Genomic DNA, 20,038 nt, shown 5'->3' on the forward strand with positions numbered 1-20,038 from the left:
CACGGCCGCGGCCTCCGGCGCCTGCGGCCGTGCGGAGGTCACCTCAGGTCAGGCGACGGCCTCGTCGGGGACGTTCCGCGCCGCGCCGGCCGTGACCTCGCGGATGAACCGCGCGGTCTCGCTCATCGCGGCGCTCGCCTCCGGCAGGACCCGGTTCAGGATCTGGAAGACGTGCATCTGGCCTTCCCATACCTGGAGTTCGCACTCCACCCCTGCCCGGTTCAACGCGTCGCTGAACGCCTCGGCTTCGGGGCGCAGCACCTCGGCGCCGCCGACCTGGATGAGGACGCGCGGGGTGCCGTCCGTCCAGGCGCAGGTGAGCAGGGCCAGCCGCGGGTCGTCGAATCCGGCCGGCCCCACCACGAGGCGGGCGACCCGCCGCGCCGAGTAGGCGCTGATGTAGGGGTCGCGTGCGCTGCGCTGCGCTTGGACGGCGAGTTCGCAGGACAGGTCGATCCAGGGGGAGAACAGTACGGTCCCGGCGGGGGCGGGCAGGCCCGTCCGGCAGATCTCCCCGGTCAGCGCGGCCGCGAGGTGGCCACCGGCGGAGTCGCCGGCAAGGACGATCCCGGACGGGGGGACGCCGCGGTCGAGCAGCCACCGGTAGGCGGCGACGGCGTCCTCCAGCGGCGCCGGGAACGGGTGCTCGGGCGCGAGCCGGTAGCGGGGGACCAGCACGGGCAGGCCCGTCTCGACGGCGAGGCGCGAGGTGATCGGGCGGTGGGTGCGCGGCGAGCAGACCACGTAGCCGCCGCCGTGCAGGTAGAGGACGGCGCCGGTCGCCTCTCCGGCGCCGGGTCCGTCGACGTTGCGGGGGACGACCCACTCGCCTCGGACCGGGAGCTCGTCCGGCCCGGCCTCGACGCGGGGGTCGTGCAGCGGCAGGACGCGGGCGCGCCCGCCGGGCCGCAGCAGGAGGGACGCGGCGTCGACGGTGGAGCGGGCGGTTCGGATGCCCCGGGCGTGGCCGGGGACGCGGTGGATGAAAGCCCGGGTGCCGAGCCGCACCGCGCTGGTCAGCGCGAGGCTGCGCAAGCTCGGGCGGAGGGCGTGGCGCGGTACGGGGGGTGCGGGGTTCGTCGTCGCGCCGTGGTCGGTGCCTTCGGTGATGCCCGGCAGAGGGGTGACCTCCGCCGGGGGCCGAGAGGGGTCGGGTGATGCCATGTGCACCCCATTTGTCGCTATTTCGGACGTATTACTTAGATGCCCAAAGACCGAGTGTTGTTCACGTCACAACTTCGTAGCGGTGACCGCCCCGGATGACGGCCGCAGGTGTGATCCAGGCCACTCATCCGTCGCGATACCGTGACGTCATGAGCCGTTCCACCCCCTCCCCGTCCGCCGGACCGCAGGACTGCGGGCTCACGATCTTCTGGGACGACCGGCTCATCTCCTACGACTTCGGGCAGGGCCACCCCCTCGACCCGGTCCGCGTCGAGCTGACGATGGCGCTCGCCCGCGACCTCGGCGTCGCCGACCGTCCGAACGTCACCATGGCGCCGTTCGAGATCGCCGACGACGAGCTGCTGCGGCTCGTCCACGACGAGGCGTACATCGCGGCCGTCAAGTACGTCGGCGCGACGGGCCTGGCGGAGGCGCGGTACGGCCTCGGCAGCGACGACAACCCGGTCTTCTTCGGCATGCACGACGCGGCCGCGCTGGTGGCGGGCGCGTCCGTCGCCGCCGCCCAGGCCGTCTGGACCGGCCGCGCCGAGCACGCCGCGAACATCTCCGGCGGCCTCCACCACGCCCTGCGCGGCGCCGCCAGCGGCTTCTGCGTCTACAACGACCCCGCCATCGCGATCGCGTGGCTCCTGGAGAACGGCGCCGAACGCGTCGCCTACGTCGACATCGACGTCCACCACGGCGACGGCGTCCAGGCCGCCTTCTACGACGACCCCCGCGTCCTGACCATCAGCCTGCACGAGACGCCCCGCACCCTCTTCCCGGGCACGGGCTTCCCGAGCGAGACCGGCGGCAAGGGCGCCGAGGGCAGCGCGGTGAACGTGGCGCTCCCGCCCGGCACCGGCGACGCGGCCTGGCTGCGCGCGTTCCACGCCGTCGTCCCGCAGCTGCTGCGCCGGTTCCGCCCGCAGGTCCTGCTCACCCAGCACGGCGCCGACGCCCACGCGCTCGACCCGCTCGCCCACCTGACCCTCAGTGTGGACGGCCAGCGCACCGCGTACGCGGCGCTGCACCGCCTCGCGCACGAGGTGGCGGACGGCCGCTGGATCGCGACCGGCGGCGGCGGCTACGAGCTGGTCCAGGTCGTTCCGCGGGCCTGGGCGCACCTGCTCGCCGAGGCGGCCGGCGGCCCCATCGCGCCCGACACCGCGACACCGGACGGCTGGCGCGCGTTCGTCCGGGAGCGCACCGGCGAGATCGCGCCGCGCCGGATGACGGACGGTACGGACGTGGTCGAGGTCGCCGCGTGGGGCGAGGGCCACGATCCGGGCAACCCGGTCGACCAGGCCGTGCTGGCGACCCGTCGCGCGGTCTTCCCCGAGCACGGCATCGACCCCCTGACGGACGAGTGATGGCGGCATGATGACGGTTCCGACCCGGGACGGGCTGCGCGCGCACCTGGTCCGCACGATGATCGCGGGCGATGTCGCCACGCCGCGGCAGAACAACCTGCTGCACTACCGCCGGATGGCGGCGGGCCACCCGTACTACCAGTTCGGCCTGGAGCTGAAGCGGGAGTGGACGGAGCGGACCGTCCTGGAAATGATGGTCGAGCGCTGCGGCGTCCACCCCGACCCGTACCACCTGTACGGCGACGACACCATCGACCCCGACATCACCATCGCCGCCTTGGAGGCGATGGGCGACCGGATCGGCGCGGCCGCGCGCCGGCGGGCGAACGTCGTGCTCGCCACGGGCCATCCCGCCACCCTCACGCCGCTCTACCAGGGCCTCGCGCGGGCGCTCACCGCGGCCGGGTGCAGGGTGCTGGCACCCGCGGCGGGCTGGACGTACGAGATCGACACCGGCTACGGCGGCGCGGAGACGCGCCGCATCGTCTACGCGGACGGCGGCGTGGCGATGCTGGAGGGCGACGACGGCCGCACGCACCATACGCACGACGCCGCGCCGATGGAGGCGATGCTGGACGCGCTAGATAGCGCTTCAGAGGACACGGCGGGAGAAGAATCCGGGTTTTGGCCGGATCTGGCCATTGCCGACCATGGCTGGGCCGGGGCGGCCGGCCAGGCCGGCATTCCCACCGTCGGATTCGCGGACTGTAACGACCCGGCGCTGTTCGCGGGCGCCGCCGAAGGCCGGATCGAGGTCGCCGTGCCGCTCGACGACGGCATATCCGCGCACCATTACGCGCCTTTGACGGCGTTCCTGCTCGATCGGGCCGGGCTGCCGCTGCCCGCCTGAGCGCGCGCTCGGGGCTGTCCGGCACCGGTCAGCGTCACGGCGTGTGACGCAACGGCCCTAACGAGGTCATTGAGCTCGCGAAAAGCGACTGAGAATGCCGGAGTCGCAGGTCAACGCGCTGTTCCGAATAACATCCGGTGGCGTCGCCACGCGTTGTCCCGCCATATTCACGCTCCGTGTGGAATTACCACTGTGGCCGCGAGGCCAGCCTCGGATGCAGAAATGAGTGGAACTCCCCTCTTGCGACTGCCGATGCGCGATTTACGCTGGAGAAGTACACGTGCGTGATCAAAGTCACCCGGAGGGCCGGTGCGCGGCACGTGTGGAAGAGGGCGTCCGATGAGCTCAGGCGAGCGACCTCTCAGCGAGGTCAGGTTCCTGACGGTGGCCGAAGTGGCGGCGGTGATGCGGGTGTCCAAGATGACCGTCTACCGCCTCGTCCACTCTGGAGAGCTGCCCGCCATCCGCGTGGGCCGCTCGTTCAGGGTCCCCGAGCAGGCCGTTCACGATTACCTGCGCGAAGCGTTCATCGAAGCCGGATAACGGGGTAGTGGCGGGGTCGTGGACCTCGTCGCGAACTCCTCACCCGGCCGTGCAGGGGGCATCGGGACGCCATGTCCCGAAGCTGGGGGAAATGGACCAGGACCGGCCGGCGGCCCGTCGGCCGCCGGATCCGGTGCCCGGGGTATCGGGGGCCGTGCCCGCGATGTCCCGGGCACCGGGACCGGAGACGCGCCGCACCGGAACACCGCACCGGAACACCGCGCGGCACCCCGATCGGGACACGGCGAGCCCGCCACCCGTTCATGCCGCGTCATGACCTCGGCCGGTACAGCGGTACCCTTGGGCGGCGGACCGTGCGCGCGTCACGAACGACGCTCGCCCGCGGGACGCCCGACTCCTGCTCGATACCCAACACGCCTAGCGAGGTCTCGTGGGCTCTGTCATCAAGAAGCGCCGCAAGCGGATGGCCAAGAAGAAGCACCGCAAGCTGCTGAAGAAGACGCGCATCCAGCGCCGTAACAAGAAGTAACCCGCCGGCCACTCAGCCGTAAGGGGTGGGGCGCACAGTGTCCTCCATGCCCGCTGCCGCGGCCCGTGTCGTCCTCGTCACGGGCGTCTCCCGTTTCCTGGGCGCGCGGGTCGCGAACACCCTCCAAGCCGACCCGGGCATCGACCGGGTCATCGGCGTGGACACGGTGCCGCCCACCGCGCCGCTGGGCCGGACGGAGTTCGTCCGGGTCGACATCCGCACGCCCGGGATCGCGAAGGTCATCGCGTCCGCGCGGGTGGACACCGTGGTGCATCTCAGCCTGGTGACGTCGCCGTCCGCACCGCGCGCGAAGGCGAAGGAACTCAACGTCATCGGGACGATGCAGCTGCTCGCGGCGTGCCAGCGCTCGCCCGACATGCGGCGGCTCGTCGTGCGCTCCTCCGCCGCGGTGTACGGCTCGTCCGCGAAGGACCCGGCCGTCTTCACCGAGCAGGATGAACCCGTCGAGAGCCCCGCGAGCGGCTACGGCAAGGACGCCGTCGAGATCGAGGGCTATGTGCGCGGGCTGCTGCGGCGCCGCTCCGACCTGAGCGTCGCCGTGCTGCGCTTCGCGAACTTCCTCGGCCCGTCCGTCGACTCGCCGTTCACTCGCTACCTCCGGATGCCGGTCGTCCCGACGGTGCTCGGCTTCGACCCGCGCCTGCAGTTCGTCCACGAGGACGACGGCGTCGAGGTGCTGCGGCGCATGACGCTCGAGGAGCACTCGGGCCTCTTCAACGTCGCGGGCGACGGGGTCCTGCTGCTGTCCCAGGCGCTGCGGCGCGCCGGGCGGGTCTCCGTGCCCGTCCCCGCCCCGTCCTTCTCGACGGTGGGCGACGTCGGGCGCCGCTTCGCGGGCATGTCCGGCTTCTCGCCCGAACTGCTGCGCTGGCTGACCCACGGCCGCGTCATCGACACCTCCGCCCTCGAGCGCGCGCTCGACTGGCGTCCCAAGCACTCGTCCGAGTCGGCGTTCGCCGACTTCGTCACCGGCCAGGGTCTCGGCCGCGGCGCGCCGCTCCAGGTGCTCGACCGCCTGACCGGACTGTTCCAGGGAGACCGGCGATGATCAACGCCCACCGCGACGCCGCCGAGGACGGCGCACAGGTCATCCCGCTCGACTCCGCGCGGCGGCGCGAGCCCGAGCGCGGTCCGCTCGAGCGCAGGATCGCCGAGGGGCTCGCCTTCCTGCGCCGCCGCCTCGCGGGCGACTACGAGGTGGACGAGTTCGGCTTCGACCCCGAGCTGAACGAGGCCGTCCTCCTGCCCGCCGCGCGCGCCCTCTACGAGCACTGGTTCCGGGTGGAGCTCGCCGGCGTCGACAACGTCCCGAAGGACGGCGGCGCCCTCATCGTCGCGAACCACTCGGGCACCCTGCCCATCGACGGCATCATGCTGTCGGTGGCCCTCAACGACCACGCCGGACGGCACGTCCGGCTGCTGGGCGCCGACCTCGTGTACCAGGTGCCGGTGCTCGGCCACCTGTCCCGCAAGGCGGGCCACACCCTCGCCTGCCACGCCGACGCCGCGCGCCTGCTCGGCAAGGGCGAGCTCGTCGGCGTGTTCCCCGAGGGGTTCAAGGGCGTCGGCAAGCCGTTCGCCGACCGGTACAAGCTGCAGCGCTTCGGCCGCGGCGGGTTCGTCGAGACGGCGCTGCGCGCGAACGTCCCGATCGTCCCGGCCGCGATCGTCGGCGCCGAGGAGATCTACCCCAAGATCGCCGACCTGCGCCCGCTGGCCCGGCTGCTCGGCCTGCCGTACTTCCCGATCACCCCGACGTTCCCGCTGCTCGGCCCGGCGGGGCTGATCCCGCTGCCGTCCAAGTGGATGATCCAGTTCGGTGAGCCGATGACCCTGGACGAGTACGGCGCGGACGCCGCGGACGACCCGATGACGGTCTTCAACATCACCGACCACGTCCGCGAGAACGTCCAGCAGATGCTCTACGACACCCTGCTGCGGCGCGGGCCCGCCTTCCTCTGACCCGCCTTCCACTGAGGCCGCCCTCCCACAGGGGCTCGGTCCCTCAGTGGGCGCGGGAGTAGTGCCGGCGCAGGGCGATGCCCGCGGCCACGCCGCCGGCGATGGCGCCCGCGCCCGCGGCGGCCGGCAGCGCCACCATCGTGACCTTGCGGCCCGTGCGGAAGTCGTGGACGGGCCAGCCGTTCTCCTTCGCGTGGGCGCGGAGCCCGGCGTCGGGGTTCACGGCGTGCGGGTGGCCGACCGCGGTCAGCATCGGCAGGTCGTTCATCGAGTCGCTGTAGGCGGAGCAGCGCGCCAGGTCGAGGCCCTCGCGGGCGGCGAGGGCGCGGACCGCCTCCGCCTTGGCCGGGCCGTGCAGCAGGTTGCCGACGAGCCGTCCGGTGTAGACGCCGTCGCGGGTCTCGGCGACCGTGCCGAGGGCGCCGGTCAGCCCGAGGCGGTGCGCGATCGTGCGGGCGACCTCGACGGGGGTCGCGGTGACGAGCCAGACCTGCTGGCCCGCGTCCAGGTGCTGGAGGGCGAGGGTGCGGGTGCCGGACCAGATCCGGTCGGCCATCACCTCGTCGTAGATCTCCTCGCTGAGCCGGACGATCCCGTCCACCTCCTGGCCCGCGACGAACGCGAGGGCGGCCTCCTTGGCGGTGCCGATGTGCTCGGCGTTCTCGGTGCCGCGCAGCCGGAACGCGGCCTGCCCCCAGGCGAACCCGGCCAGGTCGCGCATCGTGAACAGCTTGCGGGCGGCGAGCCCCCGCGCGAAGTAGTAGATGGACGCGCCGCGCATCATCGTGTTGTCGACGTCGAAGAAGGCCGCCGCGGCCGGATCGGGGTCCGGGAGCGGCTCGGGTTCGGCCGCCGCCGCGGCGGCCGCCTCGCCGGCCTTCACGTGATCGTGGTACTTCCCGCGCTGCCAGAATCGCCGCATGCTCCGAGCCTAATCAACGTCCCCGCGCACGGCGGAGCGCCGGGTGCTTTTACGAGAGTCGTCACCTGGACCTCAGCGGGGGTTCGCCCGCTCGTCGGCTGCCGCCACTCCGGATACCGATCGGTAGGCAGGGCGCTGCCGGGTCTCCGGGCCGGTTACCCGTCTCCGCCGCGCATCGGGCACCATTGGGGGCGCGATGGTCACTGCTCTTCTCGCGCTCCTCGCGACCCTCGGCGCCATGGGCGTCACCGGGTTGCTGGTCTCGCGCGCCTCCAAGGACCGGCTGCTCTACCTGATCGCGTGGTCCGCGACGCAGGTCGGGCTGTCGCTCGCGCTGCTGTGCATGACCATCGGCCTGATGGCCGGGTTCGCCGGGCCGATGTTCCGGGTGATGGAGCTCGGCGCCGCGCTGGTCGCGCCGCTGTGGCTGGCGCTCGGCATGATCGAACTGATCGCGCGGTACGTCCAGGTGCGGTTCGGGGCCTGGCTGTTCACCGTGTCGTACACGGTGGTCGCGGTCGTCATCCTGGTGCTCGACCCGCTCAAGGGGTCGCTGGGCAAGAGCCTGCCGAAGCCCGGCGACACCTACGACGCGCTCCCGCTGCTGCTGCTCGACGGCGCCCACGTGGTCGCGGTGATCTCGCTGGCGGCGTGCACCGGCGTGACGGCCTGGCTGGCGAGCAAGCGCGACCGGGAGGCCGCCGAGCTGCTGATCCCGGTGGCGCTGGTGGCGCTCGCCGGGGTGCTGGTGGTCAGCGGCGTCCGCGGGTTCCTGCCCGCTCCGCTCGTGGTGATCGCGCTCGGCGCCGCCGCCGGACTGGTCTGGTACGGGGCGATGCGCACGATCCCGGTGTACGACGACGAGGACTACGCCGGCGACTACGACGACGAGCCCGCCACCGGCTACGACGCCCGCCCCCAGGTCGCCGAGCCGCCTGCGCGGCAGGCCCCGCCGGTGCGCGAGCCCCAGCCGGGGCGCCGCCGCCGGGAGCTGCGGTTCCCCGAGCCGGCGCCGGACGGGCTCGCCGGGGCCCCGCCGACGACCGTCGACACGATCCGGCCGCCGGTCGTCCCGTCGCCGGGCGGCGAGCTGCCCGCCGGGTGCGGCCAGATCACCGTCTACACGCTGCTGGACGGGCGGGTGGACGCGTTCGACCGGCTGGCGGGCGAGCTGATCAAGGCGGCCAGGGCCGGCGAGCCGGACACGCTGATCTTCGCCTGCCACGAGGTGGTGGGCGCGCCCGCGCAGCGGATCTTCTACATGCTCTTCCGGGACGAGGCGGCGTTCTCGGCGCACCGGCGGCAGCCGCATCTGCAGCGGTTCCTGACCGAGTCGCGGCCGCACGTCCGGTCCACGAACGTGATCGAGCTGAAGCTCGGGCAGGCGAAGGTGCCGCTGCCCGCGCCCGAGTTCCCGAGGCGGTGACCGTGACGCAGGCGCGGCGGGGCGGCGACGTCCTCATCACGCTGCTCGGCAGGCCGGGCTGCCATCTGTGCGACGACGCGCGCGCCGTGATCGAGCGGGTCGCGGGCGAGCTGGGCGTGCCGTGGGAGGAGCGCGACATCACGCTCTCCGAGGAGGACGAGCGGCGCTACCGGGAGGAGATCCCGGTCACGTTCGTCAACGGCGTCCAGCACGACTTCTGGCGCGTGGACGAGAACCGGCTGCGTGCGGCGGTGAACGCGGCCCAGGGCTCCCGGTGATCGTGTCTCATCAGTCACATATCCGGCCAGCGGGGGGCTCGCCCCGCCCCCGGGTCGAGGTGCAAAATCCCTGGTGAAACGGGTTTCCGGTGATCGGACCGGAGGCGGGCTCCGGCCGGTGAGCGGGGGGCGACATTGTGCACGTGTTCACAAGGGTTAATCTGGAGGACAGCCCTGGGATGCCGGGCCGCGGCCGTGCGGCCCGGCCGGGGGCCGGGGCGAGGGGCCGCAACCCCGCCCCCAGCGTCGAGCCCCGAAGAGCAGGCCGTGACATCTCGCCAGAACCGCCGCGACCGGTCGGACCGCGGCATCCCCGAAGCGACCGTCGCGCGCCTGCCGGTGTACCTGCGCGCCCTGACCGGTCTGCAGGAGCGGGGCGTCGCGACCGTGTCGTCGGAGGAGCTCGCGGCGGCGGCCGGGGTGAACTCGGCGAAGCTCCGCAAGGACCTGTCGCATCTCGGCTCCTACGGGACGCGCGGCGTCGGCTACGAGGTCGAGTACCTCGTGTACCAGATCTCCCGTGAACTCGGCCTCACCCAGGACTGGGTCGTGGCCATCATCGGTGTCGGTAACCTGGGCCGGGCGCTCGCGGGCTACGGTGGCTTCGCGTCCCGCGGCTTCCGGGTGGCGGCCCTCCTCGACGCGGACGAGTCGATCGTCGGCGAGGAGATCGGCGGGATGACCGTGCGGCACATCGACCGGCTGGAGGACGTCATCGCCGATCACGGTGTGTCCATCGCCGTGATCGCGACGCCCGCGGCCGCGGCGCAGGGCCTGTGCGACCGGGTCGTGGCGTCCGGCGTCACGAGCGTCCTGAACTTCGCGCCCGTCGTGCTCCAGGTACCGGACGGGGTGGACGTGCGGAAGGTCGACCTGTCCATCGAGCTGCAGATCCTGGCGTTCCACGAGCAGCGCAAGGCCGGCGGGCCGGACGAGTACGGTCCGCGGCCGGGCCAGGACGCCGGGCATTACGTGGAGACGGTGCGGAGAGACGCGCGACCCGGGAACGGGAACGGTATGACGCGAGCGGCGGAGTTTACGGAGAGTGCGACATGAGCGTTCTGGTCGTCGGGCTGAGCCACCGCAGTGCCCCCGTGTCGCTGCTCGAGCGCACCGCGGTGGGCGGGGACGCCCTGGTCAAGATGCTGAACGACATCAACGACTCCCCGTACGTGGCCGAGACCGCGATCCTGTCCACCTGCAACCGCGTCGAGGTCTACGCGGTCGTCGACAAGTTCCACGGCGGCGTTTCCACGGTCTCGGAGCTGCTGTCCGTGCACTCCGGCGTCCCGCTGGAGGAGCTGTCCCGGCACCTGTACGTCCACTACGAGGAGCGGGCCGTCCAGCACGCGTTCGCGGTGGCGTGCGGGCTGGAGTCCATGGTCGTCGGTGAGGGGCAGATCCTCGGCCAGATCCGGCAGGCGTTCCGGCTCGCGCAGGAGCAGGAGACGCTGGGCCGCGACCTGCACGAGGTCCTGCAGCAGGCGCTCCGGGTCGGCAAGCGCGCCCACCACGAGACCGGTATCGACCGGGCCGGCGCGTCGCTGGTCAGCGTGGGCCTCGAGGTCGCCGTCCGGCATCTCGGGCCGCTGGAGGGCGTGCGCGCCCTCGTCGTCGGCGCCGGGTCGATGAGCTCGCTGGCGGCCGCCACGCTGAGCCGCGCCGGGGCCCGCGAGGTCGTGGTCGCGAACCGCACCCACGAGCGCGCGGTGCGGCTCGCCGCCTCGCTGGACGTCCCGTCCCGCGCGATCGAGCTCGGCCTGCTGGACACGGCGATCGCCCAGGCCGACCTCGTCGTGTCCTGTACGGGCGCGGCCGGGCTCGTGATCACCGCGGAGCGGCTCGCCGCGGCGGGCGTCGGCGCCGACGGGCGCCGCCGGTTCTTCCTCGACCTCGCGCTGCCGCACGATGTGGAACGCGCCGTTCGCGGCCTGCCGGGCGTCGCCCTCGCCGGGCTCGACGACCTCGGCGCCGCGCAGGAGGCGGCGGAGGCGATCGGGCCGAAGGCGGTCGAGGCGGTCCGCCGGATCGTGTGCGCGGAGGTCGACGCGTTCGTCAGCGCCGCCCGCGCCGCCGCCGTCGCGCCGACCGTGGTGGCGCTGCGGACGAAGGCCGCGGACGTCGTCCGGTCCGAGCTTGAGCGGCTGACCGGCCGGCTGCCCGACCTCGACGACCGGTCCCGCAAGGAGATCGAGCAGGCGGTGCGCCGCGTCGCCGACAAGCTGCTGCACGCGCCGACCGTCCGGGTGAAGGAGCTCGCGGCGGCGCCGGGCGGCGACACCTACGCCGAGGCGCTGCGGGAGCTGTTCGACCTGGACCCGAAGGCGCCCGAGGCGGTGACGCGGCCCGAGATCGAGCCGGACGGGCCCCCGGCCGCCGCCACGCCGTGGGGAGAAGCCGCGCGTTCCTCGCGCGCTGCCCGTACGGTGGATACCTCACCCGTCCGGGACGCCGTGCCGGCCGAGTGCGCGGAAGCCGACTGCGTCGCGACCGACGGGGGGCTCGCCGCCGACCCGGCCGCGGTGAACACCATGAACGTGGACGCCGTCAACGCGCACGCCGCGAACGTCCGGGCGGTCAGCGCCCGCGAGACGGCGGGCGACACGGACCGGACGACCGAGCCGAGCGGAGCGAGGCGATGAGCAGTTCAGGTACGGGTCCGCTGCGGCTCGGCACCCGCAAGAGCCTGATGGCGACGACCCAGTCCCAGATGGTCGCGGACGAGCTGACCCGGCGCACCGGTCGCGCGGTCGAGCTCGTCGGCGTGACGACCGAGGGCGACGTCTCCAAGGCGCTGCTCGCCCAGATCGGCGGCACGGGCGTGTTCGTGAACGCGCTCCGCGACAAGATCCTGAGCGGCGAGGTCGACTTCGCCGTCCACTCGCTGAAGGACCTGCCGACCGCGGAGACCCCGGGTGTCGTGCTCGCCGCGACGCCCGCCCGCGACGACGCCCGCGACGCCCTGTGCGGGCCGTCCAAGCTCGCGGATCTGCCGCGCGGCGCCCGCGTCGGCACCGGTTCGCCGCGCCGCATCGCGCAGCTCCTCGCGCTGCGCCCCGACCTGGACGTCGTGCCGATCCGCGGGAACGCCGACACGCGGCTGCGGAAGGTCACCGACGGCGAGCTGGACGCGATCGTGCTCGCGTACGCCGGGCTGAACCGCATCGGGCGGCTGGACGCGGTCGCGGAGGTCTTCGAGACCGACCAGATGCTGCCCGCGCCGGGCCAGGGCTCGCTCGCGCTCGAGTGTGCCGCTGAGCGGGACGACCTGCGTGCCGTGCTCGGCGCGGTCGACGATGCTGTGACCCGGGCGGCGGTCACGGCCGAGCGCACCGTGCTGGCCGTCCTCGGGGCGGGCTGCTCGGCGCCGCTCGGCACCTTTGCCGTTGTAGAAGAAGAGAAGCTGCATCTGACGGCGACCGCCGCGTCGGTCGATGGGAGCCGGCAGATACGGCTGTCCGCAAGCGGCCACCCGGATCGGGCGGAGCGGATCGGGCGCGAACTCGCGGACCGGATGCTCGCCCAGGGGGCCGACCAGTTGATGGGGGAGCGCGATTGAGCCCCGTTGGTGACGGCACGGCGACCGGCCCCGGAACGGTCGTCCTGATCGGCATGGGCCCGGGTGATCCGGGCCTGCTGACGCTGCGCGCCGCGAGCGAGCTGGGCCGTGCCGACACGGTCGTGGTGGACCGTGCCGCGTGTCCCGCCGAGATCCTCGCGCACTGCCGCCCGGACGCGGAGATCCTCGACTCGGCGTCGGGCGACGCGGCCAAGCTGGCCGTGAAGGCCGCGCGGGCGGGCCGCCGGGTCGCCCGGCTGTTCCAGGGCGATCCCGGGCTTGCGTGCGCGTTCGCCGCCGAGGGCGGTGCGCTCGCCAAGGCCGGCGTCCCGTTCGAGGTCGTCCCGGGGGTGTCGGCCGTGACGGGTGTGCCCGGCTACGCGGGCATCCCCCTGACGGACGCCGGGCACCGGGAGGTGCGCGTCATCGACGCGTCCGGGGGCGGGGTCGACTGGGAGCGGTTCGCCGACTCGGACGCCACCCTCGTGATCCTGGGCGTGGAGGGCGCGGTCGCCGAGACGGCCAAGGGCCTGATCGCGTCCGGCCGGCCGGACGCCACCCCCGCCGCCATGACCAGCCTCGGCACCACCACCGAGCAGGAGACCGTCGTCTCCACGCTGAACCGGCTGGCGGCCGACACCAAGGGCATGGAGGCCCCGGCGCTGATCATCGTCGGCGACGTGGTGCGCCGCCGCGACCAGCTGTCCTGGTTCGAGACGAAGCCGCTGTTCGGCTGGCGGGTGCTCGTCCCGCGCACGAAGGAGCAGGCGGCGTCGCTGTCGGACCAGCTCCGCGAGTACGGCGCCGTCCCGGACGAGGTCCCCACGATCTCCGTCGAGCCGCCCCGCACCCCCCAGCAGATGGACCGGGCCGTCAAGGGCCTCGTCACCGGACGCTACGAGTGGGTCGTGTTCACGTCCACGAACGCGGTGAAGGCCGTCCGGGAGAAGTTCGTCGACTACGGCCTGGACGCCCGCGCGTTCGCCGGGCTGAAGGTCGCCGCCGTCGGCGAGCAGACCGCCGCCGCGCTCGTCGAGTTCGGCATCCACCCGGACCTGACCCCCTCCGGCCAGCAGTCCAGCGAGGGGCTGGCGGAGGTCTGGCCGCCCTACGACGAGGACCTCGACCCGATCAACCGCGTGCTGCTGCCGCGCGCCGACATCGCCACCGACACCCTCATCGCCCGGCTCACCGACCTCGGCTGGGAGTGCGAGGACGTCACCGCCTACCGGACGGTCCGGGCCGCGCCGCCGCCCGCCCCGATCCGCGAGGCGATCAAGGGCGGCGGGTTCGACGCGGTGCTGTTCACGTCGTCGTCCACGGTGAAGAACCTCATCGGGATCGCCGGAAAGCCGCACAACGTCACCGTCATCGCCTGTATCGGCCCGCAGACGGCGAAGACGGCGGAAGAATACGGCCTGCGGGTCGACGTCATGGCGGAGACGCCGTCGGCGCCCGCCCTGGCGGAGGCGCTCGCGGAGTACGGCGCGAGGCGGCGCGCGGCCCAGGTCGAGGCCGGGGATCCGCTGCGCAAGCCGAGCCAGATGCGCCGGGGCGCCCGCCGCCGCAAGTAGCCCATGCCACCGGGGCCGCCCGGCCCAGGGAAGAAGGATCATGTCTGCTCAGTTCCCCGTCGCGCGGCCGCGGCGGCTGCGGCGCACCCCGGCGCTGCGCCGGCTGGTCGCCGAGACCCGCCTCGCCCCGGCCGAGCTGGTGCTGCCGATGTTCGTCAAGGAGGGCATCACCGAGCCGCACCCGATCTCGTCCATGCCGGGCGTGGTGCAGCACACCCGCGACAGCCTCCGCAAGGCCGCGCACGAGGCGGTCGAGGCGGGGGTCGGCGGCATCATCCTGTTCGGGATCCCGGCGGTGAAGGACGGCGACGGGTCCGCCGCCGACGACCCGGCCGGGATCGTCCAGCTCGCGCTGCGCGACCTGACCGCCGACCTCGGCGACGCCGCGGTGATCATGACGGATCTGTGCCTGGACGAGTACACCGACCACGGGCACTGCGGCGTCCTGACCGCCGCCGGCGAGATCGACAACGACGCGACGCTGGAGCGGTACGCCTCGATCGCGATCGCGCAGGCGTCCGCCGGCTCGGCGGTCCTCGGCCCGTCCGGGATGATGGACGGCCAGGTCGCCGCGATCCGCTCCGCGCTGGACGGGGCCGGCTACCAGGACATCGCGATCATGTCCTACTCGGCGAAGTACGCCTCCGCGTACTACGGGCCGTTCCGCGAGGCCGCCGAGTGCGCGCCCCAGTTCGGCGACCGCGCCACCCACCAGCAGGACCCCGCCAACGCGGACGAGTCGCTCCGCGAGGTCTTCCTCGACCTGGCCGAGGGCGCCGACATGGTCATGGTGAAGCCCGCGGGCGCCTACCTCGACATCGTCCGCCGCGTCCGGGACGAGGTGGACGTGCCGGTCGTCGCGTACCAGGTCAGCGGCGAGTACGCCATGATCGAGGCCGCGGCCCGGAACGGCTGGGTGGACCGCGACCGCACGATGATGGAGTCGCTCCTGTCGATCCGGCGGGCCGGCGCGAACCTGGTGCTGACCTACTACGCGACCGAGGCCGCCCGGCGGCTGGCGCGCGGCGCCCACTGATCCGGGACCGGTAGTCACTTCGGGCCGTATTCCCGGGGTCGCCGTACGCCGGGTCCGGGACGCCCGGCATCATCGGTACCAGGGAACCCACGCGCGACCTTGGGATATGGGGGGCGAGGATGCTGGCGGTCTCGGGGAGCAGACGGCAGAAGGCGGCACGCGACCGGATGGCCGCGGCGGCCCTCGACTACGCCGCCCTCGGCTGGCCGGTCCATCCCGGGGCGTCCCCCGATCCCGGCGGCGACCGGGCCTGCTCGTGCGACCGCATCGGGTGTCCCGACCCGGCCGCGCACCCGGTGTCGGCGGCGTGGGCGCCGCAGGCGACCACCGACGCCGAGGTCATCGGGCGGTGGTGGACCGAGCGGCCGCACGCCAACGTCATCCTGCCGACCGGGCGCGTCTTCGACGTGTTCGACATCCCCGCCGGAGCGGGCGCGATCGCCCTCGCGCGGATCGAGCGGGACGGCCTGCCGGTCGGGCCGGTCGCGTCCGTCGGCGACGACCGGTACCTGTTCTTCGTCGCGACGCGCGGCGCCCCCGCCGACGAGGACGAGTGGTGGTCCTGCCACCTCGACTGCTCGCCGGAGACCGTCACGGAGACGCCCGGCATGCGCTGGCACTGCCGCGACAGCTACGTCGTCGCGCCGCCGTCCGTCCTGCCCTACGGGCGTGAGGTCGGCTGGCTGCGGCCGCCGGACGGCGGCCCGCTGCCCGACCCGCTGCGCCTGCTCACCGTCCTGGCCGAGAGCTGCGACGCCGCGGCGTAGCCGCGTTCGCCCCCGTTCAGCGCGGGGCGGTGATGGGCGGCTTGGTGCCCCAGCCGGAGTACCAGGCGTTGACCGTCTGCTGCCGGTTCTTCGCCGGGCCCAGCGCGCGCATCCACAGCTGGACCGGGCGGTCCGACCGGTCGAACCGCACCGCGAACCCGATCTTCTCCGCGCCGGTGAGACGCGCCATCTCGGCGAACACGGGCCCGGTTCCGCCGCCGCCGGTGAGCTCGCCCAGCGGCGCCTCGCCCCGGTAGACCGTTCCCGACCGCCGCAGCGACGTCGCCGACTCCAGCAGCGACGTGATCGCGGCGATCGAACCGCTCCAGCGGATCTGGTCGGCCAGCGCCGGGTAGCCCTGGCCGTTCAGAGGCGCCTTCCGCCACTTCTTGCCGGACTGGACGTGCACGCCGTCGGGCAGTACGACCGTCCGGGCCGCCTTGCGGGTGTCGCCCGAGCCGGTGATCGTCATGGAGTGGGCCGGCGCGCCGCCCTGGACCAGCGTGAACGTGCCCTTGGCGGTGGCGGGCGCGAGACCCGCCCGGCGGTAGGAGAACGTCGCGGACGGGGTCCGGGCGGTCGCCGCCGCGAGCCGCGCGACCAGCGGACCCGGGTTCACCCCGCCCTCCGGCAGCGTCGGCTGCGGGGTGCTGCTCTGCGCGGGCGTCGGGGGCGGCGGCGTGTCATCGTCCTTCAGCAGCGTCATCCCGCCGGCGATGCCGCCCGCCGCGAGGAGGGCGGCGGCCACGGCCGCGGCGATCCAGCGGGTCCGGCCGCCGCCGGTCCCCTGGGCGGCGCCGACGACCGGGTGCCGGCCGCTGCTGCGCGCCGGTTTCGGCTCCGGCAGCGCGGCCGCCTGCGCGGACAGCTCGGCGAGCCGGCCGCGGCCCTGCGCCTCCCAGGACGGCCCGTACGCCGCCACCGCGGCGTCCTCCAGCGCGCCGAGCAGATCGGCGGCCGTCTTCGGGCGGTCCGCCGGGTCCTTCGCGAGCCCCTCGATGACGAGGGTGCGGAGCGGGCCCGGCACCTCCTCCGCCGGGATCGGCCCCTCCCGGTGCTGCTTCGCCAGGTTCCGGCCCGTGTAGGGCGGCCGCCCGGTGAGGCACTCGTAGAACAGCGCGGTCGCGGCGTACAGGTCGGTGGCGACGGTCGCGGGCGCGCCGTCCCACAGCTCCGGGGCCGCGTACTGCGGGCCGTGCTGCGCCTCGGTGCCCGCCGGGGCGGTCGCGAAGTCCGACAGCAGGCAGTTGCCCTGGCCGTCCACGAAGACGCTGGACGGGCGGAGCGAGCCGTGCACGATGCCGTGGCCGTGCGCGGCGGCGAGGCCGAGCAGCATCCCGCCGAACATCGACAGCGCGGCGAGCGGCCCGGTGGAACGTTGCACGCCGAGGACGCGCCGCAGCGAGACCCCGTCGACCCGCCCCATGATGATCGCGGCGCCGTCGGCGCCCTCCACGAAGTCGAAGAGATCGACCACGTTGGGGTCCTCGAGGTGGGACAGGGACCGCGCGGCCGCGCGGTACGCCGCCATGAACGCCTCGTCGGCCGCCGGGCCGGCGTGCAGGTAGTTGATGGCGACCTTGGTGCTGGTCTGGTCGTCGACCGCCAGCACCACCCGGCCCAGGGCCCCCGTGCCCAGTTCCCGTTCGTGGGTGAAGCCCGGGACCGTCCAGCCGTCGACCACGGTGAAAGCCATCCCTCCGATACGGCTGACGCCGGTGTGGGTGAAGAGGCACCGCCAGACCGGCGGGCCGATGTCGTACTTGGTGGATATCGGCCCGTACCCGGCGAGGTCAAGCACAGTCGCCGAACTGCAACTGAGAGACTGCGTTCGTGACTGGACACGATCGCTCCCAGCAGCTGTTCGACCGTGCCGGCCGGGTCGTCCCGGGCGGCGTGAACTCACCGGTCCGGGCCTTCGGCGCCGTCGGCGGGACGCCCCGCTTCATGGCGTCCGCGCGCGGCCCGTACCTGACCGACGCCGACGGCAACGAGTACGTCGACCTCGTCTGCTCGTGGGGCCCGATGATCCTCGGGCACGCCCACCCGGCCGTCGTCGAGGCGGTGCGGGACGCCGCCGGGCGCGGCACGTCCTACGGGGCGCCGACGCAGGGCGAGGTGGAGCTCGCCGAGGAGATCGTGGAGCGCACCGCGGTCGAGAAGGTGCGGCTGGTCAACTCGGGCACCGAGGCGACGATGTCGGCGATCCGGCTCGCGCGCGGCTGCACCGGGCGGGCGAAGGTCGTGAAGTTCGCGGGCTGCTACCACGGCCACGTCGACTCCCTGCTGGCCGCGGCGGGTTCGGGCGTCGCCACGTTCGGGCTGCCGGACACGCCGGGCGTCACGGGCGCCACCACGGCGGACACGATCGTCCTGCCGTACAACGACGTCGTCGCCGTGGAGCAGGCGTTCGACGAGCACGGCCAGGACATCGCCTGCGTGATCAGCGAGGCGGTGCCGTGCAACATGGGGGTCGTCCCGCCGCTGGAGGGCTTCAACGCGCTGCTGAAGCGCCTGTGCGAGCGCGCCGGGGCCCTGCTCGTCCTGGACGAGGTCCTGACGGGCTTCCGGGCGTCCGCCTCCGGCTGGTACGGGATCGAGGGCGTCGCGGGCGACCTGACGACGTTCGGGAAGGTGATGGGCGGCGGGCTGCCCGCCGCCGCGTTCGGCGGCCGCGCCGACCTCATGGACCGGCTCGCCCCCGCCGGCCCCGTCTACCAGGCGGGAACCCTGTCGGGGAACCCGCTCGCCACCGCGGCCGGGCTGGCGACGCTGCGCAACGCCACCCCCGACGTGTACGCGGCGATCGACCGGTCGGCCGGGATCGTGGCGCGCGCCGCGTCCGACGCCCTCGCGAAGGAGGGCGTCCCCCACCGGCTGCAGAACGCGGGCAACCTTTTCTCGATCTTCTTCACCGAGGGCCGGGTCGACGACTTCGCGGCCGCGCAGGTGCAGGACTCGCGGGCGTACGCGGCGTTCTTCCACGCGGCACTGGAGCGCGGCGTGTACCTGCCGCCGTCCGCGTACGAGGTGTGGTTCCTGTCGGCGGCCCACGACGACGAGGCGCTGAACCGGATCCTGGACGCTCTGCCGCACGCCGCTCGGGCCGCCGCGGCGGCGTAGGGCACACGTCGCGGCGGCTCAGAGCGTCCGCAGCGCCGCCATGGCCGCCGCGACGGACTCCTCGCGGGGCGCCTTCATCGGCATCCGCACGGACGGGTCGTCGATCAGTCCGGCCTCCGCCAGGCATGCCTTCAACACCGACGGCGACGGCTCGGCGAACAGCGCGCGGACGAGGGGCAGCAGGGCGTCGTGCAGGGCGAGGGCCCGGCTGGAGTCCCCGCTCCGGGCCGCCTCGTCCAGGGCCGCGTAGGTCTCCGGGGCGAGGCAGGCCGACGCGGTGATCCCGCCGGACGCGCCGAGCCGCAGCATCGGGTACAGGTACGCGTCGTCCCCGCACAGGACGGCCTTGCCCGTGCGGGCCGCCAGCAGCGTCAGCGTGTCGTCGTCGATGGCGCCGGGGCAGTGCTTCAGGCCCGCGACGCGGTCGAGCCCCAGCAGGCGGACGAGGGCGTCGCCGGACAGGTGCTTCCCCGTCCGGTACGGGATGTTGTACGGGAGGAGCGGCACGTCCACGGCGGCGCCGATGGCGGCGAAGTGGTCGATGACGCCGTCGTCCGACGGGCGCAGGTGGTACGGGACGACGACCAGCAGCGCGTCGGCGTACGCGGCGGCCTCGCGGGCGTCCCGGACCGAGGCGGCGGTGCCCGCCGTCCCGGCGCCGACGATCAGCGGCGCGCCGTGCTCGGCCGACACCGCGCGGCACACCTCCAGGACGGTCCGGCGCTCTTCCGGGTCCAGGGTGGCGGGCTCGCCGGTCGTGCCGAGCGCGACGAGCCCGGACGCGCCGCCCCGGAGCGCGTGCGACGCCAGCCGTTCGAGCGACGCCGTGTCGACCTCGCCGGCGGGCGTGAACGGTGTGACGAGCGATGCGTGGATTCCGTCCATGCGAGGATCCTGGCCCGCCCCTTGTTTTAGAACAAGGTAGAACTTCTTGATGAGTCGATTTAGGG

The 20,038-nt window shown here is 73.7% G+C and carries 19 protein-coding genes; 15 read left to right on the forward strand and 4 right to left on the reverse strand.

Annotated features, from left to right (window positions below; genetic code table 11):
- Positions 1–48: 48 nt before the first annotated feature.
- The gene (locus IE99_RS0103965) at positions 49–1,164 is read right to left on the reverse strand and encodes an alpha/beta hydrolase (protein ID WP_030163772.1); all 1,116 of its coding nucleotides are present in this window, start codon (positions 1,162–1,164) and stop codon (positions 49–51) included.
- A gap of 149 nt (positions 1,165–1,313) precedes the next feature.
- Here IE99_RS0103965 and IE99_RS0103970 point away from each other — a divergent pair, with 149 nt between their 5' ends.
- The 6 genes from IE99_RS0103970 (at position 1,314) to IE99_RS0103995 (ending at position 6,403) form a co-directional block, all read left to right on the forward strand.
- Positions 1,314–2,537 carry an acetoin utilization protein AcuC gene (locus IE99_RS0103970; protein WP_051711930.1) on the forward strand — a complete coding sequence of 408 codons (1,224 nt, stop codon included), beginning with the start codon at positions 1,314–1,316 and terminating at the stop codon, positions 2,535–2,537.
- A 10-nt stretch (positions 2,538–2,547) separates the two neighbouring features.
- A complete protein-coding gene (locus tag IE99_RS0103975; protein ID WP_030163774.1) occupies positions 2,548–3,387 on the forward strand; it encodes a phosphatase in 840 nt (279 codons plus the stop codon).
- A gap of 339 nt (positions 3,388–3,726) precedes the next feature.
- Positions 3,727–3,930, forward strand: a complete 204-nt coding sequence (locus IE99_RS0103980; protein WP_030163775.1) for a helix-turn-helix domain-containing protein — start codon at positions 3,727–3,729, stop codon at positions 3,928–3,930.
- Positions 3,931–4,321: 391 nt separating this feature from the next.
- Positions 4,322–4,420, forward strand: coding sequence for a 30S ribosomal protein bS22 (locus tag IE99_RS30950; RefSeq protein ID WP_018654693.1), 99 nt, complete (start codon positions 4,322–4,324; stop codon positions 4,418–4,420).
- A 46-nt stretch (positions 4,421–4,466) separates the two neighbouring features.
- Positions 4,467–5,489: an NAD-dependent epimerase/dehydratase family protein gene (locus IE99_RS0103990; protein ID WP_037558623.1), complete on the forward strand. Its 1,023-nt coding sequence runs from the start codon at positions 4,467–4,469 to the stop codon at positions 5,487–5,489.
- Positions 5,486–6,403: a lysophospholipid acyltransferase family protein gene (locus IE99_RS0103995; RefSeq protein WP_030163778.1), complete on the forward strand. Its 918-nt coding sequence runs from the start codon at positions 5,486–5,488 to the stop codon at positions 6,401–6,403. The genes IE99_RS0103990 and IE99_RS0103995 overlap by 4 nt, the downstream gene beginning before the upstream one ends.
- Before the next feature lie 43 nt (positions 6,404–6,446).
- Here the strand turns inward: IE99_RS0103995 and IE99_RS0104000 are convergent, their stop codons facing one another.
- On the reverse strand, positions 6,447–7,325 hold the full coding sequence (locus tag IE99_RS0104000; RefSeq protein ID WP_030163779.1) for an HAD family hydrolase: 879 nt from the start codon (positions 7,323–7,325) through the stop codon (positions 6,447–6,449).
- Positions 7,326–7,521: 196 nt separating this feature from the next.
- On the opposite strand from IE99_RS0104000, the gene IE99_RS0104005 reads away from it, so the two are divergent.
- The 8 genes from IE99_RS0104005 (at position 7,522) to IE99_RS0104040 (ending at position 15,965) form a co-directional block, all read left to right on the forward strand.
- On the forward strand, positions 7,522–8,751 hold the full coding sequence (locus IE99_RS0104005) for a putative quinol monooxygenase (protein ID WP_030163780.1): 1,230 nt from the start codon (positions 7,522–7,524) through the stop codon (positions 8,749–8,751).
- Positions 8,752–8,753: 2 nt separating this feature from the next.
- A complete protein-coding gene (locus IE99_RS0104010; protein WP_030163781.1) occupies positions 8,754–9,029 on the forward strand; it encodes a glutaredoxin family protein in 276 nt (91 codons plus the stop codon).
- Between the two features lie 267 nt (positions 9,030–9,296).
- Positions 9,297–10,085, forward strand: a complete 789-nt coding sequence (locus tag IE99_RS0104015; RefSeq protein ID WP_051711932.1) for a redox-sensing transcriptional repressor Rex — start codon at positions 9,297–9,299, stop codon at positions 10,083–10,085.
- Positions 10,082–11,671 carry a glutamyl-tRNA reductase gene (locus tag IE99_RS0104020; protein ID WP_084219264.1) on the forward strand — a complete coding sequence of 530 codons (1,590 nt, stop codon included), beginning with the start codon at positions 10,082–10,084 and terminating at the stop codon, positions 11,669–11,671. Before IE99_RS0104015 ends, IE99_RS0104020 begins: the two co-directional genes overlap by 4 nt.
- Positions 11,668–12,588, forward strand: a complete 921-nt coding sequence (gene hemC, locus IE99_RS0104025; RefSeq protein ID WP_030163784.1) for a hydroxymethylbilane synthase — start codon at positions 11,668–11,670, stop codon at positions 12,586–12,588. The genes IE99_RS0104020 and hemC overlap by 4 nt, the downstream gene beginning before the upstream one ends.
- Positions 12,585–14,162 (forward strand): bifunctional uroporphyrinogen-III C-methyltransferase/uroporphyrinogen-III synthase, encoded by a 1,578-nt coding sequence (locus IE99_RS0104030; RefSeq protein ID WP_051711934.1) that lies wholly within the window; start codon positions 12,585–12,587, stop codon positions 14,160–14,162. Before hemC ends, IE99_RS0104030 begins: the two co-directional genes overlap by 4 nt.
- Positions 14,163–14,202: 40 nt before the next feature.
- Positions 14,203–15,198: a porphobilinogen synthase gene (hemB, locus tag IE99_RS0104035; RefSeq protein ID WP_030163786.1), complete on the forward strand. Its 996-nt coding sequence runs from the start codon at positions 14,203–14,205 to the stop codon at positions 15,196–15,198.
- A 119-nt stretch (positions 15,199–15,317) separates the two neighbouring features.
- Entirely contained in the window at positions 15,318–15,965 is a 648-nt protein-coding gene (locus tag IE99_RS0104040) for a bifunctional DNA primase/polymerase (RefSeq protein ID WP_030163787.1), read from the forward strand.
- A gap of 16 nt (positions 15,966–15,981) precedes the next feature.
- Here IE99_RS0104040 and IE99_RS30010 read toward each other — a convergent pair whose 3' ends face one another.
- On the reverse strand, positions 15,982–17,661 hold the full coding sequence (locus IE99_RS30010) for a serine/threonine-protein kinase (protein ID WP_157610031.1): 1,680 nt from the start codon (positions 17,659–17,661) through the stop codon (positions 15,982–15,984).
- A gap of 137 nt (positions 17,662–17,798) precedes the next feature.
- On the opposite strand from IE99_RS30010, the gene hemL reads away from it, so the two are divergent.
- Positions 17,799–19,088 (forward strand): glutamate-1-semialdehyde 2,1-aminomutase, encoded by a 1,290-nt coding sequence (gene hemL, locus IE99_RS0104050; protein ID WP_030163791.1) that lies wholly within the window; start codon positions 17,799–17,801, stop codon positions 19,086–19,088.
- 18 nt (positions 19,089–19,106) lie between these two features.
- Here the strand turns inward: hemL and IE99_RS0104055 are convergent, their stop codons facing one another.
- Positions 19,107–19,973, reverse strand: a complete 867-nt coding sequence (locus tag IE99_RS0104055; RefSeq protein ID WP_030163793.1) for a dihydrodipicolinate synthase family protein — start codon at positions 19,971–19,973, stop codon at positions 19,107–19,109.
- Positions 19,974–20,038 lie beyond the last annotated feature (65 nt).

This window comes from Spirillospora albida (assembly GCF_000718255.1).
Lineage (GTDB): Bacteria > Actinomycetota > Actinomycetes > Streptosporangiales > Streptosporangiaceae > Spirillospora > Spirillospora albida.